The organism is Mesorhizobium sp. WSM4806 (genome assembly GCF_055811635.1).
This window is the reverse complement of record NZ_JBVVQZ010000006.1, coordinates 36,137-52,255: the sequence shown is the minus strand read 5'-3', so window position 1 is coordinate 52,255 and position 16,119 is coordinate 36,137. Positions and strand designations below refer to the sequence as shown.

The following is a 16,119-nucleotide window of genomic DNA, read 5'->3' as shown; positions in this document are numbered from 1 at the left end:
CAGTACCTGCACGCAGGGATTGGCAGCCGCTTTGTCCTTGAGCTTGAAATGCCCGAACAAGACTTGCCGCGTCAAATGGCGATCACCGGCAAGGCAGGCAGCAGCTTGTCCAGGGTGATGGGAAAGTCACGCACCCGCACGCCGGTCGCGTTATAGATGGCGTTGGCAACAGCTGCCCCCGCACCGCAGACGCCGAGTTCGCCGATCCCCTTCGCGCCGAATGGATTGGCCTTGTCGTCATGTTCTTCGAGGAAGACGACCTCCATCTCCGGGACGTCGCCGTTGATCGGGACGTGATACTCGGCAAGATCGTGATTGACGAAGTGGCCGTAGCGCCGGTCGAGTACCGTCTGCTCCATCAGCGCCGCACCGATTCCCCAGGTCATGCCGCCGATGATTTGCGAGCGCGCGGTCTTGGGGTTGAGGATACGGCCAGCGCCCATCACCGCCAGCATCCGGCGCATGCGGATCTCACCGGTATCGCAATCGACAGCGACCTCGGCGAAATGCGCGCCATAGGAATGCTGCGAGTAAGCCTTGTATGAAGGGTTGGCTGCGCCGGCGGCTACGGAACCCTCGGCCTCGAACCCGTCGGGAGCGATCCGCCGGACGAGGTCGGCCAGGCTCGCCGAACGCTGGCCGAGCCTGACCTCGCCGTCGGCAAAGCTCGCTTCGGTGGCGCCAGCGCCGCGCAACGGCGAGGCTTCGCTTGACCGCGCCGCCTGCAATATCCGTTCCCTAAGGGCGTTGCAGGCGTTGTGCAGCGCCGACCCTGCACTTGCCGCGCCCCAGGACCCGCCGGAGCCGGCGGTACGCGGGAAGCGGCTGTCGCCAAGCTCCACTTTGACGGACGAGATCGGCACGCCGAGGCTGTCAGCGGCGATCTGGGTCAGGATCGTATAGGTGCCGGTCCCGATATCGGTCATGTCGAGCCGCGCCGTCACCCGACCGTCGCCGTCGATCGCAACCCGCGCCGTCGCCGCGCCGATGTAGTTCGGACGGATCGCCGCCGCCATGCCGTAGCCGATGAGCTTGCGGCCCTCTCGGGTGCGGGCCGGCGTCGGGTTTCTCCGCTGCCAACCGAAACGGCGGGCGCCTTCCTCCATGCAGGCGACAAGGTTGCGGGTGGAGAACGGCACGCCGCGCTCGGGATCCTGTGCCGGTTCATTGCGGATCCTGAGCTCGATCGGGTCCAGTCCGAGCCGCTCGGCGAGTTCATCCATGGCGCATTCGAAGGCCAGCATGCCGGGGGCTTCGCCGGGAGAGCGCATCCATTCGCCGCGGTTGATATCCAGCGGGACCAGGCGATGGCGGGTGACACGATTCGGCGCCGCATAGAGCGAGCGGGCAAAAACTGCCGTTTGCTCGCAGTACTCCTCGAAGCTGGACGTTGCCGACCAGACGTCGTGCGCGATCCCGGTGAGCCGCCCGTCGGTGCCCGTGCTGAGACGTACCTGTTGGATCATCTCTGCGCGATGACCGGCATTGGCGAACATCTGTTGTCGCGTCAGCGCGATCTTGACGGGACGCTGCAGGACCTTTGCAGCAAGCGCGGCCAGGATCGTATCGGCATGGGCAATCAGCTTGGAGCCGAAGCCGCCGCCGATGAACGGGCTGACGATGCGCACACGCTCGGGCGGGATGCGAAGCGTGCTGGCGACCCCTGCCCGGAAATTCGCCAGGGTCTGCGCCGATGTATGGATCGTCAGCTCGTTGCCTGACCAGGCGGCGAGCGTCGCATGGGGCTCCATCGGATTGTGATGTTCGAAGGGCGTCCGGTAAGTGGCATCGACCTTGACCGGAGCTGCGGCAAAGGCGCTCTCGAAGTCGCCGATCACGCTGTCGGTCTCGAAGCCGGCATTGGTCCGCTTTGGTGCGTAGGCGTCGGCCACATGTCCCGACAGATCGTAGAGGCCCTGCTCCTCGTCGTAGCGCACTTTGATGAGGCCGGCAGCAGCGCGTGCCGCCTCGAACGTCTCTGCAACGACCAGCGCGACGGGCTCGTCGTAATAGCGCACCCGCTCGCTGTTGAGCGCGGGCCGGGCGCGCGTGAAGACCTCCGGCACCGTCGGCGTGACCGCCGGGCCGAAATCCGGCTGGGACGGCGCATTCCGGTGCGTCATGACGAGCAGCACTGCCGGCGCCCGTTCGGCTTCGGCCGTGTCGATCTCGGCAATGCGCCCCTTGGCGACGGCAGCGCCGAGAATATAGCCAAAGGCTGTACCCTCCAGCGTATTCTCGTAGGCGTAGGTGGCATCGCCTCTCACCTTGAGCGGACCATCGATGCGATCGAATGGACGCCCGATGATGCCGCTGCGTGTTTCGCGAGGACGGTTTGAGGTCTTCGTCTCTGTCATCATGTCACCTCATGCACTCTCGGCGGCAGCAGCGAGCGTGTGGCGCATCGTCCGTTTCGCCAGCGGGATCTTGAAATCATTGCCGCCATATCCGACGGCTCCGGCGAGCGCGGCTTCGGCCGCGTCGGTAAAGGCGCCGTCGGACGCCGCCGCTCCAGCGAGGGTGCGCTCTGCCTCCGTCGCGCGCCAGGGCTTGGCGGCCACGCCGCCCATGGCGATCCGAGCGCTTTGGATACGATCGCCGCTTTTCTCGACGACTGCCGCCACCGATACCAGCGCGAAGGCGTAGGAGGCACGGTCGCGCACCTTGCGGTAAACCTGCCGGCCGGGCGGTGGCGGCGGCAGGGTGACGGCGGCGATCATCTCGCCGTGGTCGAGCACGGTTTCCACATGCGGCGTCGCCTCAGGCAATCGATGGAGATCGCCAATCGGCATCGTGCGGGTCCCGCCGCCGGGCGATATGGTCTCGATCGTGGCGTCGAGCCCGGCCATGGCGACCGCCATGTCGGAGGGATGGACCGCGATGCAGGCCTGGCTGGCGCCGAGCACGGCGTGCATGCGATTGAAGCCCTGCAGCGCCGCGCAGCCCGAACCCGGCTCGCGCTTGTTGCAAGGCATGCTGCGGTCGTAGAAATAGGGGCAGCGCGTGCGCTGAAGGAGATTGCCGCTGGTCGAGGCCTTGTTGCGTATCTGGCCGGACGCTCCCGCCAGCAGCGCTTGCGTGAGCATCGGATAGCGCGATCTCACCCGCGGATCGGCGGCAAGATCGCTGTTGCGGACCTGGGCGCCGACCCGAAGCCCGCCTGCCGCCGTCTCCTCGATCCGATCGAGCGGCAGCCGGCTGATGTCGACGAGATGCGCAGGGCGCTCGATCTCGAGCTTCATCAGGTCGAGCAGGTTGGTGCCACCGCTGATGAACTTGGCGCCCGGCCGCGCCGCGACCGCGGCGGCTGCCTGCTCGGCACTTACCGCACGTTCATAAGTGAAGGACTGCATTGCTCACGCCCCCTCTGCCGCGTCGCGGATTGCAGCGACGATGTTCGGATAAGCGGCACAACGGCAGATGTTACCGCTCATCCGCTCGCGGATCTCGGCATCGGTGAGAGCGACGGATGCCGCAGCCACGTCGGCGCTCGCATGGCTCGGCCAGCCGGCCCTGGCCTCGCCTAGCATACCGACCGCCGAGCAGATCTGGCCCGGCGTGCAGTAGCCGCACTGGAAGCCGTCGCGGGCAACGAATGCGGCCTGCACCGGATGCAGCCGGTCGCCCTCGGCAAGACCCTCGACCGTGGTGATCTCGTCGCCTTCATGCATTGCCGCAAGCGTCAGGCAGGAATTGATCCGGCGCCCATCGACCAGCACCGTGCAAGCGCCGCACTGGCCGTGGTCGCAGCCTTTCTTCGAGCCGGTGAGGCCAAGATGGTTGCGCAGCGCGTCGAGCAGCGTCGTCCGTGGGTCGAGCTCGACGGCAAAATCCTTCGCGTTGATCCGCAGGGATATCGGCATCGTCGGCGCCGGCGTCGGCGATGCGGCCGCCGCAACGGCGCCGGCCGGCTCCGCGTATACCGGTATACCGGTAGCCAGGAGCACGCCGGTCGCCACGCCGCCCTCCAGAACCGTTCGACGAGTCGGCCCGCTCCTTGGGTCTGTTTTAGCCATGCATGATCTCCCAGTCGCAGTTCTGTCACTCATCGACCTTGGAGGTGGGGAGGCGCGCGGCGGTTTTCTTTCAAGAAACCGGCGGCAATGTCAGGATTCCGGAGAAGAATTCACCCGATAGGCCCGAGGCGTCATGCCCCTGAGACGCCGGAATGTCGTGGTGAAGTGGCTCTGGCTTGAAAAGCCGAGCCGAAAGGCAATGCTGCCGATCGACAAGCCCGTTTCGCGCAGCAGTATCTCGGCTCGCCGGACGCGTTCCTCGATCACATAGGCATAGGGTGCAAGCCCGGTCGTCGCCTTGAATCGGCGTGCAAAACTGTCGACGGCCATGCCCGCGACGGCTGCCAACTCGCTTAGCGAAATGTCTGCATTCATATGGGCATCGATGTAACCCCGAACTCGACCAAGCGCGCGACGGCTGAGACAGCCGTGGCGCACCGACGGGTGTTGCTCCCGGTTCAGGGCGGCCACGCGGAGGCTGACCAGGGCGACCAGATGCTCGATATAGGCAGTGTCCGGCTGGTGGCCGAGTGCCATCTCGTCGCGAAGCGAACTCAGCAGCGTGGCGATCACCACGTCTTTCCTGTTCACCAGGATCGGCAGCTCTCTCAGGCGTTCGCAGCCAGGAAGCCTGATATCGGGATCGATCCACAGGGCTGAGTAGGAGAGGTCTACATCGCGATAGAAGCCGTGCCGCTCGGCGCCTGCGGGGACGAAGGTGAGGGCTCCGGGACGGTCCATTCCGTTGTACAGCGATTTTGCCTCGTGCCGGATAGAGGTATGGGAAGTTCCGCCTTCTTCGGTCAGCACGATCAGATGATGAGGGGCTGTCCAGCGCAGTTCCGCCTCGCGGCACGCCCACCGCCGGTTGTCGAAAACGATCGAAGAGCTGGCCCATGACGCGGTTTGCAGGGGCTCCGACTTCTCCTCCTGGCTCCGAACCCGTCCGTCACCAAGCAATGGTCTGAATGACATCGCGGCATCCCGCTGGTTCATTCGCGGAGCCGTGATCCAGCCCCGCTTGAGCGTTTACGCCGCCCCGCCGCTGCGCGTACGGCGCCTTATGTGGGGCAGCTATCGTGTGTTGGTAACCGCGCCGTGTTCAAGAAGTCGTGAGATCAGGCAATCCTGTCAGCCGCCGAGCCCATCGCGGATGGCGCAGAAATAGTCGTCGCTTCCGACTTGCCCGCCCTTGAGCGCAATCTCCAGTCCGTGGATCGCCTTGACGCGCGAGTGGGCGACGCAAAGCGGCGAGCCCGGCGAGGCGGGCAGCGGCATCCTGACCGTCAGCGCATCGACGCCCATCTGGCCGAGCGCATGGCTCGACGTATCGCCGCCGGCAATGACCACGCGCTGCAATTTCTGTTCGATCGTCAGCTCGCGAAGAAGTTCGCCGAGGCCGCGGCCAAGCTTGTGGCGGGCGCCTTCCTGCCGATCGATTTCGGCGCCCCGGTCGGCTGCGGGACCGAGGGCGGTGTAGAGGACGACGCTGCGACCGGCTTCGAGGCTGGCACGCCCGCTTGCTGCCGCGCGCGCAATCGCATCGCTGGAGGCCTCGGAAACCAGTTCGACAGGGTCCACCGCGACGCCGTCGAAACCGTCCGTCAAAGCATGCCGGATCTGTCGTTCCGTCGTCGGCGAGCAGCTGCCCGAGACCACTGCGATCCGGTAAGCCGCACCCGGCGGCGAAAAGCTGGGCTCGGCACGGACGGTCCGGTTGGCGGCCCATTCGGCCAGCAGCGCATATTCGATGCCCGAAGAGCCGACGACGAATGCGCCCGGCCGGCGAACGCGCCATATCTCCTTGCCGGCAAGCGCCTGACTTTCCAGGCTGGCGACATCCAAAAGCACGATGTTGGTGCCATCGGCGAGCAAGCGATCGAACGCTTCCGAGCGCGATGCCGACTGCAGCGTCGCCAAGTCGACCAGCCCCGAGGTGAGGTCCGTCTGGCGCGACAGATGGATCAGCAGGTCGGATTCATCCATTGGCGTGGTCGGGTGTCGGCTCATCACCGGGTGGCGGTCGATACGGAAATATTGTTCGCGGTAAGCAGCAAACAGATGGCCGAAGGCGGTGTAGCGCTTGAGCTGCGGCGCGCCGACCACCAGCGGCACGCTGTCCTGGCTAAAAACCGAGCGGCCGATCTCGATAGCCCGGCCGATGCTGCCGATCGCCGGGCTGGAATCGAAGGTCGAGCAGACCTTGTAGTGGCAGATCTCGGCATTCAGGGTCTTCAGCCAGGCGAAGGCGCGGTTGAGGTGCATGTCCATCCACTGCGGCGTCTCGCTTCGGCTGGTGCCGGCCAGGCCGATGGCACGGCAATGCCCGAACTGCGAAAGCATGGCCTCGTCCGGCTGACGCATGAACAGCACGGTCGGCACGCCGCCGAGCTCGAGCGCCTCCATGACGTCGGTCGAGCCGGTGAGATCATCGCCATAATAGCTCAGAAGCAGGCTTTGCATGGCGTCAGGCCGCTTTGCCGTCGCCGAATTTCTCGATCGACCGCGCCAGTTCCGGGTGGCTCAGGGCGAAGTCCGCCAACGGTATGCCATCGACGGCCGCCTGCCAGGCTTGCTGCACGGCGCGTACGCCGGCACCCGGTCCGTCAGGATGGCTGACGATGCCGCCGCCGCAGAGATAGAGAAGATCGACCGTTCGGCCGGTTCGCCGGTAGGTTTCGGGGGCTTGTCCACCCCATTGGCCGGAGCCGGCGACCGGCAGCGCGCAATCCTCCGGCGAAAAGATCGGCGTGGTCACCGCCTCGAAGGAACTGATGAAGGACCAGTCCGGCTCCCAGTATTTCGAGGCGATGCCGTTGATCTGGAACTGGTCGACGCCGAGCAGCCGCCAGAACTGCTGCCAGACCTTGAAGTCCATGCCCAGACCGGGGTGGCGGGTGAGGATATCCCAGCCGTTGCGGTGGGCATGGAGCACCAGGCTGGAGCGCTTTCTCAGGTAAGCCATGCCGCCGAAGCCGACGGAATTGATGTTGACCACCGCGCAATTGCCGCCGGCCTTCGCCACCAGATCATGGTTGCGCATCATCTCGTCCGGGTCGGCGTGCGAGATGCCAAAGGCATACATCACCTTTTTGCCGGTCTTCTGCTCATGGTCGAGGACGAGCGGCATGATCGCCTTCACCCGTTCCGACAGCGGCGAATAGGCCGGGCTCATCAACTTCTCGTCGTCCTTGATGAAATCGACGCCGGCGTCGATCAGCTCACCGACCATTTCGGCCGTCTCGTGCGGGCGCAGCCCAAGCGCCGGCTTGACGATCGTTCCGATGATCGGGCGATCCCTGACGCCGGTCAGCCTGCGACTGCCGGCGACACCGAATTGCGGACCCGGATGCGCGCCCCGGTATTCCTCAGGCAGCTTCATGTCGACGACGCGAATGCCGGACAGGCCCTTGATCGAAAAGACGCCGCCAATGGCGATGGTCATCAATGCCGAAAGATCGGTGCCGATGGCATCAAGCGGAAATGCGATGTCGACATCCGCCCGATTGAAGGGCCCGTCGCCGGCTTCGGGAAGGGACGGGCGATCGGCGTCCGGCAGAGGCCGTATCGCCAATACGCGCGCCGCTACCCGGGCCTTGAGCTCCTCGGTCTCGCCGGCCAGCGCGACGAAGGTTCCGGTCGACTGGTCGCTGGCGATCTTGGCCGCCAGCGCGTCGATGCTGCCTGGGGTTTCGATGCGATAGGTGAGGGTGATCATAGTCCGAAAAAAGTTCCCTGATCTTCGAAATCTGGTATAATGAGTACATAAGTATTGCAAGCGATATCCTGCTCGGCCGAGCATTCCGAGATTCGTGATGACGATGCTAAACAGAACCGGTCAAGGAGTGATTGGCGACGATGAACCGTTCGGAGCCGATCGTCCGGCGCAAACTTTCCGACGAAGTGTTTTTGCGACTGAAGCGCTTGATCACCAGCGGCGAATTGCAGCCGGGCGACGACATGCCGTCGGAGCGGGAGTTGATGGAGCGCTTCGCGGTCGGCAGGCCGGCGATCCGCGAGGCGATGCAGGCGTTGAGCAATATGGGCCTTGTCGCGATCTCGCATGGCGAGCGGGCGAAGGTGCTTCAGCTGACCGCCAAGTCGATCATCAAGCAGGTCGACGGCGCCGCCAAGATCATCCTGTCGTCATCGAAGGACACGCTGGAGCACCTCAAGAGCGCCCGCATCTTCTTCGAGCGCGGCATGGTCAGGGAAGCCGCCGAAAAGGCCGCCGCCGAGGACGTGCAGCGGTTGCGGGCAACCGTTGCCGAACAGCGGAGCTTTCGCGGCGATTCCGAAGCCTTCATATCCGCCGATATGAAGTTTCATACCCAGATCGCGGCCATATCCGGCAACCCGATCTATGTCGCGGTCAGCGAAGCGATGCTTGGCTGGCTGAAGGAATATCACACCGAGATGCTGATCTGGAGCGGCAAGGAAAATTTCACGCTGACCGAGCACGAAGAGATCATCGGCCGCATCGAGCAGAAGGACGCGGACGGCGCCGAGAAGGCGATGATCAAGCACCTTGAGCGTTCACGCGCGCTCTATGTGATGAATTCCGGCAGCTGATTCACCCGATCCGGGTGATCGCGTAAGGCGTCATCACAAGGCGGCGTCGTTCGAACCCGAAAATATCAACCGTCACTTCGCTCGCCGTCAGGTTCGCCAGCCACATGATGGTCTGGCACGCGGCAGAACGGCCGGCCAGCGTGACCACCCGCGTCTCATCGCTCGTCCTCGCCGCCACTTGTCTGAAGCCGGCCAGTTCGCAAAGCCCATGCACGGCCTGGAAGATCGGCCGGGGTTCACCTTCGTCGACAGGTTCCCCGGATGCCGCCAGCACGCCGAACGGTCCGCTGAAGCTGGACAGCGTGAGCATCTCCAGCCCGGCCGGCGCGACCCGCGCGCCATAGCCGATCGTCCATGCTGCCGCGAACAGCCCGGCATGGCGCGGATCCCGGTCGGCCATGGCGATGCGCTGATTGTGCGGATTGGCCTTGGTCGCGCCGCCATAGGGGTTCTGCCGCATGGCGATGGTCGATGGGCCGATCCGGTAGGGTTTTGCTCCGAAGATCGCCCGCGCCGATCGGGTGATGAAAGGCAGTGCCTCCAGCGATTGCATGACGCTGAGATCGTCGGCGGCGTGCACGATCGGGCAGGTGCAGTGGCTGACGAAATCGAGCAGATCGGCGGGAACGCGCTTGCGGTTGAGTTCGGTGAAATAGCTGAACATGCCGCCGCCGAGGCGGATGTCGGGAAAGGCGCGGCACGTCGCGGCATAGACATCTTCAAGCGGCGGACATTCAGGCCATGCGCTGCCCGGCGGCGTCGACTGCCGGTCGACCGAAGGCGAGACGGCAATAGCCGAGAGCTTCAGCCCGGCCTGACGCACCATGCCGGCGACGCCTGAGAGCTCGGCATCGAGATCGCCAACGCAGGAAACGACGCATTCGAGCGTGGTCTCGACCGGGTAGGCTGCGGCGAGCCGGGCAAAGGACTGCAAGGCGTCGAGGCCATGGCCCCGCGTTGGATCGTAATGGAACATCAGCTGCTGCGGGCCGAGCGCGGACAGTGTCGGCAGGTTTGCCAGCGCCGTCTCGACCTCGTCCGGATAGATGATCACGCCGATATCCGGCAGCAGCGGTCCGGTTTCGCCGAGTTCGACTCGGACCGGCTCGGCTGCTGCTGCGGCAGCCGGCGCCCTGCCGTCGCCGGTCACACGCAGACTGACCGTCTGGCGCACAGTCTGGCCGGCGGGCAGCATGTAGGGCCAAGGCAGCGCCAGCGGCCGGACGTAGGTCTTGTAGGACGCGTCCGACCAATTGCGCTGGTCCTCCATCTCGAACGCATCGCCTTCCATCCGGCATTCCGCGGTGACGCCGGGCCGGACCTCATGCGTGATCGCCCGCAGATCCTTGAAAGGCTGCCAGGGGTCGATCAGCTCAGGAAGTTTCGTTGCGACGACGCTGCCGTCGGTGTGCTCGACAGTGACCGGGCTGCCGGCCAGGCCGGCGATTGGATGCAGGATGCAGAAGCCGCAGCGATTGGTCTCGAAAGCGTTTTCGGGAAGCGCGCTCACGTCGAAAACCAGCTGGCCGTCGGCGGAACCTTTGATCGTCGCGCGAAAGTTGAGCCGGCTTCCTCCCGGCCCGACACAGCTTGCCGAATAGCTGACGAAGAAAGTGTCGGCATCTTGGTCGATAGTCAGGTCCGCAAGCGTCGGCTCGTAAGTGCCCCAGTCGCGATCCCTGACGATATAGGCTATGGCGCGCAGCACTTCGATGCCGCCATGGCGGATGGTGCGCAGATTGCCGTTGACGAAGTCGGCGCTGAGTGCGCCGGCGCGCAGCCTGACCGGCTCGGCCTGGACAGCGCGCGTGCCATAGAGGAGGAAGGCGTCGGCGGTCATCTCAGCAGCGTGTCGATCTGCACCGGCTCACGGCTCGCAGCACTCGCATAGGCGGCCTCGACCAGCGCCAAGGTCTTGAGATTGTCGGCGCCCGAGGTTGCCGGCTCGGTTTTGCTCGCCAAGCAGGCGACCCAGTGCTTTTGGATGGCGACGACGCTTTCCTGGATGTTGTGCCACGGCCGCGATGCCCAGGGCAGCAGCGGCGGCGAGACGTCGCTGACCGCCGTTCCGTTCCTGCCGGTGACGGTGAGCCGGTAATCCTGCTCGAGCCGGATCGTGCCGTCGCTGCCGTCGATCTCGACCAGCGTCTGCGGAAACGGCTCGGTCGCGAGCTTGGTCGCATAGCTGCAGTCGACCACGGACGTTGCGCCGCTCTTGTGGTCCATCAGCATGGTAGCGACGTCCTCGCCGGCAATGTTGGGGTTGATGCGAGCGGTTCGGGTCGTGATCGTCGAAACGTCGCCCAGCAGGAAGCGGGCTATGTCGAGACTGTGGATGCCGAGGTCTTCGATGATGAAGCGCTTTCCCGTCGCCAGATAGGGCTGCCCGGAAAACACGTCATAGGCCGAGCGGAACGAGATCCGGCCGAAGAAGGGCGTGCCGATGTCGCCGCTGTCGAGAACGGCGCGCACCGCCTGGATCGGCGACTGCCAGCGAAAATTTTCATGCACCATCAACGCCACGCCGGCATCGCTGCATGCCTTCACCATGGCCTTGGCGTCGGCAAGCGTCGGCGCAAACGGTTTTTGGCAGATCGCCGGAACGCGGTTTTGTGCCGCCATCTCGACAAGCGAACGATGGCTCGGCGCGGTGGTGGCGATATCGACGAAATCCAGGCTTTCGCCGGCAAACAGTGCCGCCGCGTCTGTGTAGCGTCGCTCAATGCCGAACTGGTCGCCGACCACCTTGAGCCGTTCCGGGTCGCGGTCGCAGATGGCGACGATCGACGCGCTGTCGATGTCGCGCCAGGCATGCATCTGGTTGACGGCAAAGAAGCCGCAGCCGATCAGCGCTCCTCGCAGTTCCGCCACGGGTCAGCCCGCCTTTGCCATCTGCATCAGCGTCACCCGGCTCTGCAGCCGGCGCTGCGCCTGGTCGACGACGACGGCGACGATGATGACGAGGCCCTTGATCACCATCTGCCAGAACGAGCTCACCCCCATCATCACCAGCCCGTCGGAAAGGATGCCGATGACGAAGGCGCCGACGATGGTGCCGCCGATCGTGCCGCGGCCACCCGACATCGAGGTGCCGCCGAGCACCGCCGCGGCGATGGCGTTGAGCTCGAAGCTTTCGCCGGTCGCCGGATGCGAGGCCATCAGTTCGGAGGAGATGATCAGCCCGACGACCGCCGCGCAGAAGCCGGAGAACATGTAGACGAACATCTTCACCATATTGACCCTGACGCCCGAAATCCGCGCCGCCCGTTCGTTGCCGCCGACGGCGAAGATGTGGCGGCCGAGCGGGGTGTATTTGGCCAGATAGGCCGCCCCAACTGCTACGACGACAAGAATCCATATCGAGACCGGCAGGCCGAGCAGCCGGCCGGCGCCGAGGAAGCCGAACCCCGTCGTGCCCAGATCGGGCTTGCCGACGAGGTTCGGAAAGGTGCGACCATCCGACGACAGCAGCGCCAGGCCGCGTGCGACGTAGAGCACGCCGAGCGTGGCGATGAACGGCGCGACATTCAGCCTGGTGATCAGCAATCCGTTGACGGCGCCGATCAATATACCGACCGCCAGCGTGATCAGTGCGATCTCGAAGACGTTGAAATAGATCGTGTAGCCGGCCTGCAGGTCGATGCCGTTGAGCACGAGATAGCCGGCGACCATGCCGCACAGGCCGACAATCGAGCCGACCGAGAGGTCGATGCCGCCGGTGATGATGACGAAGGTCATGCCCATGGCGAGGAAGGCGTTCAGCGCGACGTGCTTCGACATCAGGATCAGGTTGGCGGCCGACAGGAAATTCGGCGCCGCGATCGAGAAGAAGATCAGGACGGCGATCAACGCAATAAACGTCCTCGCCTTCATCAGCGTCAGCAGCACGGAGCCGCTCGAGGCGGAGGCAACCGAAGCCTTGGCCGGGATGTCAGTCATGGGCGTGGCTCTCCATGTGCGGGACCGGCCCGTGGCCAAGCGCCGATGCGGCGACAAGTGCCGCCTCCGTCGCCTCGGCGCGATCGAACATGCCGGTCAGTTTTCCATTGCTCATCACCGCGATGCGGTCTGACAGCGCCATCACCTCGTCGAGATCGGAGGTGGCGAACAGAATGCCCAGCCCGTCGCGGGACAGTTTGCGCATGGTGCGAAAGACGTCGGCCTTGGCGCCGACATCGATGCCGCGGCTTGGTTCGTCCATCAACAGCACCTTCGGTCCGGTGAGCAGCGCCTTACCGATCACCACCTTCTGCTGGTTGCCGCCCGACAGCGACGAGACCTCCTGCGCCGGATCGGCGACCTTGATCGCCAGTTCCCGCACCATCTGCGTCACCGCCTGGTTCTCCTTGGCGCCGCTGATATGGAACAGGCGCACAAACCGCGACAGGCTGGCCAACGTCAGATTGCTGGCGACCGAGAGGATCGACACCAGACCTTCGCGCTGGCGGTCCTCGGGGATCAGCGCCAGCCCGCGTCGGATGCGCCGCGTGGTGTCGCGTTCTCTGACCTTCTTGCCGGCTATGAAAATCGTTCCGGTGGCATGGCCGTGGCGCCCCATGATGCAGTCGAACAGCTCGCTGCGACCGGCGCCCATCAGGCCGTATATGCCGAGGATCTCGCCGGCACGCAGCGACAGCGAGACATGATCGACCGCAAGCCCGCCGGTCACGCGCGGCAGGCAGATGTCCTCGGCGCGGAAGATCTCATCGCCCGGAACATGGCCGTCGGCCTTGGCGAAGTCCTTGGCGTCGGAGCCGATCATCTGCCGCACGATCCATTGCGTGTCGACGTTTTTCATCTTCTCCTGGCCGGTGATGCGGCCGTCGCGCAGCACGGTGATGTAGTCGCCGATGCGGATCAGTTCCTCGAGCCGGTGCGAGATGTAGACGATCGCCACGCCGCGCGCCTTGAGGTCGGCGATCACCTTGAACAGAATCTCGACTTCCGCCGCACTCAGCGCCGAGGTCGGTTCGTCCATGATCAGGATGCGCGCATCGAGCGAAACCGCCTTGGCGATCTCGACCAGTTGCTGCTGGCCGATGCGCAAATCCTCGACCAGCATGTCCGGCCGAATGCCGGCCTGCAGGCGCTCGAGAAATTCCGCCGCGCGGCGCTCCTGTTCCCGGCTGTCGATCTTGCGGAACCGGTTGGTGATCTCGCGGGTGGCAAATATGTTTTCGGCGACGCTCAGATTGCCGAACAGGTTCAGCTCCTGGAACACCATGCCGATGCCGCGGTTCACCGCGTCGCCGGATGAGGAGAAGGAGACCTCTTCGCCCTCCAGGAGGATGCGGCCGAGCGTCGGCTGTTCGACACCGGCGATGATCTTCATCAGCGTCGATTTGCCGGCGCCGTTTTCGCCGACCAGCACGTTGACCGCGCCCTTGCGCACTTCGAAATTCGCGCGCTTGACCGCGACTGTCCCCGAATAGACCTTGGAGACGTCTTCCAGCTTCAGGATGACATCATGATCGCCGGCGGCAGTCATGGCTTCGGCTCCACCTCTGCCTCCGCCGGGGTCACCAGCGGCAGGTCCTGGCCGCTGCCCATGACATAAGCGCCGACAACCCTGGCGCTGCGGCCCTCCAGCGCTTCGCGCGGCAGCTTGGAGAGCACCGTCTTGTCGGCATGGATGTTGAACGCCTTGCCGAACTGGGCGAAGTCGATCTGATTGGTAAAATCGTTGAACTGGATGAAGTCGAGGCTGTCGCGCAGCGCGGTGCCACGCATCGCGGGTCCGATCTGCACCCGTGCATCCGCCTTGCCGTCACCGTCGGCATCGACATCCATGGTTGCCGCGCGTGATTGTGTGTTCGCCGCAACAATCTTGCCTTCGAGGCGAACCGCGAAGGTCCACGGCGAATTCGCCTGCTTCTTCGGATTGCCATACTTGGCGCCGGCAGCCGCAGGATCGGCTTTCGCCAGGGCATGAACCTCGGGAAACGATCCGGCCTTCTGCTGGAGATAGGGCAGCATTTTGGCAGCCCAGATATCGCCGACCATCTTGTCCGCATTGAAGGCCGGTGCATTGCCGGCATCTTCCGCGGACGGTGTCGGCAGGATCTTGCAGGCAGTCAGGCTGATGCCAAATATCACGGCAACGGTCGCCCAAGTCAGCTTGTTCAACATGTCGGCTTGTTCGGCATGGCGGTCAGGGCACCCGGGAAATGGAAGCAAGGGACGAGCCGGAAGCTCGTCCCTTGCGATTGATGTCACACCGGCTCAGTTGGTCAGCGCGAAGGTTTCCAGCTTGGCGGCATTGTCGCCATTGATCAGGACGCAGTCCATCAGCTGCTTTTCCTCGGCCGGAGACTTCTTGTTCTTGATGAAGTCGTTGGCCTGCTCGACTGCCATCTGAGCCTGCGCATAGGCCGGCTGCAGGACTGTGGCCTTGATGCCGCCAGAGGCGATCGAGTCGCGGACGTCATTCGATCCGTCGAAGCCGACGACGATGACGTCCTTGCGGCCGGCGGCGGCAAGGGCGGCATGGGCGCCCATCGCCATCGTATCGTTGCCGGAGATCACGCCCTTGATGTCCGGGTTGGCCTGGAGGATCGATTCCATCTTGGCATAGGCCTCGGTCTGGCTCCAGTTGGCCGATTGCTGCGCCACCATCTTCAGGTCCGGATAGTCGTCGATGACGTCGTGATAGCCCTTGGAGCGGATGCCGGCATTGGTGTCGGATTCCTTGCCGACCAGCTCGACGTAATTGCCTTTCTCGCCCATCAGCTTGACGAACTCCTGCGCGCCAAGCTGGGCGCCCTGGTAGTTGTTGGAGACGATCTGCGCAACGGCGACGCCGGTGGCGTTGATCTCGCGATCGATCAGGAACGACGGAACGCCCGCGTCCTTGGCCTTCTGCACGGCGGCGACCGAGGCGTCGGCGCCGGCATTGTCGAGGATGATCGCCTTGGCGCCGCGGCCGATCGCCGTGTCGATCAGCTCGGACTGCTTGTTGGCGTCGTCGTCATGGACCAGCACCAGCGTTTCATAGCCGAGTTCCTTGGCCTTGGCTTCCGCGCCGACGGCTTCGGCCTTGAAGAATGGGTTGTCGTGCGAGGGCGTGATGATGGCAATGAGATCCGCCGCATAGGCGGGTGCCGCGGTGCCCAGCGCCAGCATGCCGGCAAAAGCCGCAAATGTCATTCTGCGAGTGAGTTTCATGATTTCCTCCCATTTGAAAAAGCCTGTGCTTGCGCGGCCCAGGCTGAAATGCATTCCAGTTTGTCAGGCGGATCGCGTCCGGTGTCGCGGATCGGGTCATTTGCCGGCTCACCCGGGCGGATCATCCGGCTCGGTTCCGTCTTCAGCCTGCCCCTCCACCTGCCGCCTGCCCAATTTTCAGCCCGGCCTCGGCTGGCCAAAGCCAATCCAACAGCTAAGCCAACTGGTATAATGAGTCAACCACGAATTCAGATGATATGTATCTGATGAGCAGCAAGCGCCATCGGAGAGTCAGCCCACCAAGAGCGATACTTCGTTCCCTACGATGCGCCTGCATCTGGCCAGGTCGGAGAACCACCACCTTAAG

General features: G+C 64.4%; 13 protein-coding genes. 1 reads left to right on the top strand and 12 read right to left on the bottom strand.

Features of this window, described 5'->3' with window-relative positions; translation table 11 throughout:
• Positions 1-71 precede the first annotated feature (71 nt).
• The 6 genes from AC0L2M_RS11320 to oiaX form a co-directional block, all read right to left on the bottom strand.
• Positions 72-2,357, bottom strand: a complete 2,286-nt coding sequence (locus tag AC0L2M_RS11320) for a xanthine dehydrogenase family protein molybdopterin-binding subunit (protein WP_473535007.1) — start codon at positions 2,355-2,357, stop codon at positions 72-74.
• A 9-nt stretch (positions 2,358-2,366) separates the two neighbouring features.
• Positions 2,367-3,353: an FAD binding domain-containing protein gene (locus tag AC0L2M_RS11315; RefSeq protein ID WP_473534872.1), complete on the bottom strand. Its 987-nt coding sequence runs from the start codon at positions 3,351-3,353 to the stop codon at positions 2,367-2,369.
• 3 nt (positions 3,354-3,356) lie between these two features.
• On the bottom strand, positions 3,357-4,016 hold the full coding sequence (locus AC0L2M_RS11310; RefSeq protein WP_128167483.1) for a 2Fe-2S iron-sulfur cluster-binding protein: 660 nt from the start codon (positions 4,014-4,016) through the stop codon (positions 3,357-3,359).
• Between the two features lie 90 nt (positions 4,017-4,106).
• Positions 4,107-4,991 (bottom strand): helix-turn-helix domain-containing protein, encoded by an 885-nt coding sequence (locus AC0L2M_RS11305; RefSeq protein ID WP_473534871.1) that lies wholly within the window; start codon positions 4,989-4,991, stop codon positions 4,107-4,109.
• A gap of 156 nt (positions 4,992-5,147) precedes the next feature.
• Complete coding sequence (locus AC0L2M_RS11300; RefSeq protein ID WP_473534870.1) at positions 5,148-6,479, bottom strand: four-carbon acid sugar kinase family protein; 1,332 nt, start codon at positions 6,477-6,479, stop codon at positions 5,148-5,150.
• Between the two features lie 4 nt (positions 6,480-6,483).
• Positions 6,484-7,734 (bottom strand): 3-oxo-isoapionate-4-phosphate decarboxylase OiaX, encoded by a 1,251-nt coding sequence (gene oiaX / locus AC0L2M_RS11295; RefSeq protein WP_473534869.1) that lies wholly within the window; start codon positions 7,732-7,734, stop codon positions 6,484-6,486.
• A gap of 140 nt (positions 7,735-7,874) precedes the next feature.
• Between oiaX and AC0L2M_RS11290 the strand changes: the two genes are divergently transcribed.
• Positions 7,875-8,588: a transcriptional regulator NanR gene (locus tag AC0L2M_RS11290; RefSeq protein ID WP_023800204.1), complete on the top strand. Its 714-nt coding sequence runs from the start codon at positions 7,875-7,877 to the stop codon at positions 8,586-8,588.
• A 1-nt stretch (position 8,589) separates the two neighbouring features.
• Here the strand turns inward: AC0L2M_RS11290 and apnL are convergent, their stop codons facing one another.
• From apnL to AC0L2M_RS11260, 6 genes are all read right to left on the bottom strand, one after another.
• Entirely contained in the window at positions 8,590-10,428 is a 1,839-nt protein-coding gene (apnL, locus tag AC0L2M_RS11285) for a D-apionate lactonase (RefSeq protein WP_128171935.1), read from the bottom strand.
• Positions 10,425-11,459 (bottom strand): Gfo/Idh/MocA family protein, encoded by a 1,035-nt coding sequence (locus AC0L2M_RS11280; protein ID WP_023800207.1) that lies wholly within the window; start codon positions 11,457-11,459, stop codon positions 10,425-10,427. The genes apnL and AC0L2M_RS11280 overlap by 4 nt, the downstream gene beginning before the upstream one ends.
• A gap of 3 nt (positions 11,460-11,462) precedes the next feature.
• A complete protein-coding gene (locus tag AC0L2M_RS11275; protein WP_473534868.1) occupies positions 11,463-12,527 on the bottom strand; it encodes an ABC transporter permease in 1,065 nt (354 codons plus the stop codon).
• Complete coding sequence (locus AC0L2M_RS11270; protein WP_023800209.1) at positions 12,520-14,076, bottom strand: sugar ABC transporter ATP-binding protein; 1,557 nt, start codon at positions 14,074-14,076, stop codon at positions 12,520-12,522. The genes AC0L2M_RS11275 and AC0L2M_RS11270 overlap by 8 nt, the downstream gene beginning before the upstream one ends.
• A complete protein-coding gene (locus AC0L2M_RS11265) occupies positions 14,073-14,717 on the bottom strand; it encodes a DUF2291 family protein (protein ID WP_023800210.1) in 645 nt (214 codons plus the stop codon). Before AC0L2M_RS11265 ends, AC0L2M_RS11270 begins: the two co-directional genes overlap by 4 nt.
• Positions 14,718-14,810: 93 nt before the next feature.
• Entirely contained in the window at positions 14,811-15,752 is a 942-nt protein-coding gene (locus AC0L2M_RS11260) for a D-ribose ABC transporter substrate-binding protein (protein ID WP_031255363.1), read from the bottom strand.
• Between the last annotated feature and the right edge of the window lie 367 nt (positions 15,753-16,119).

What these genes read in the sequence shown, in the direction of transcription:
- AC0L2M_RS11260 (WP_031255363.1), bottom strand. Translation starts at nt 15,752, where the DNA reads ATGAAACTCACTCGCAGAATGACATTTGCGGCTTTTGCCGGCATGCTG.
- AC0L2M_RS11265 (WP_023800210.1), bottom strand. Translation starts at nt 14,717, where the DNA reads ATGTTGAACAAGCTGACTTGGGCGACCGTTGCCGTGATATTTGGCATC.
- AC0L2M_RS11315 (WP_473534872.1), bottom strand. Translation starts at nt 3,353, where the DNA reads ATGCAGTCCTTCACTTATGAACGTGCGGTAAGTGCCGAGCAGGCAGCC.
- AC0L2M_RS11320 (WP_473535007.1), bottom strand. Translation starts at nt 2,357, where the DNA reads ATGACAGAGACGAAGACCTCAAACCGTCCTCGCGAAACACGCAGCGGC.
- AC0L2M_RS11270 (WP_023800209.1), bottom strand. Translation starts at nt 14,076, where the DNA reads ATGACTGCCGCCGGCGATCATGATGTCATCCTGAAGCTGGAAGACGTC.
- oiaX (WP_473534869.1), bottom strand. Translation starts at nt 7,734, where the DNA reads ATGATCACCCTCACCTATCGCATCGAAACCCCAGGCAGCATCGACGCG.
- AC0L2M_RS11310 (WP_128167483.1), bottom strand. Translation starts at nt 4,016, where the DNA reads ATGGCTAAAACAGACCCAAGGAGCGGGCCGACTCGTCGAACGGTTCTG.
- apnL (WP_128171935.1), bottom strand. Translation starts at nt 10,428, where the DNA reads ATGACCGCCGACGCCTTCCTCCTCTATGGCACGCGCGCTGTCCAGGCC.
- AC0L2M_RS11305 (WP_473534871.1), bottom strand. Translation starts at nt 4,991, where the DNA reads ATGTCATTCAGACCATTGCTTGGTGACGGACGGGTTCGGAGCCAGGAG.
- AC0L2M_RS11290 (WP_023800204.1), top strand. Translation starts at nt 7,875, where the DNA reads ATGAACCGTTCGGAGCCGATCGTCCGGCGCAAACTTTCCGACGAAGTG.
- AC0L2M_RS11300 (WP_473534870.1), bottom strand. Translation starts at nt 6,479, where the DNA reads ATGCAAAGCCTGCTTCTGAGCTATTATGGCGATGATCTCACCGGCTCG.
- AC0L2M_RS11275 (WP_473534868.1), bottom strand. Translation starts at nt 12,527, where the DNA reads ATGACTGACATCCCGGCCAAGGCTTCGGTTGCCTCCGCCTCGAGCGGC.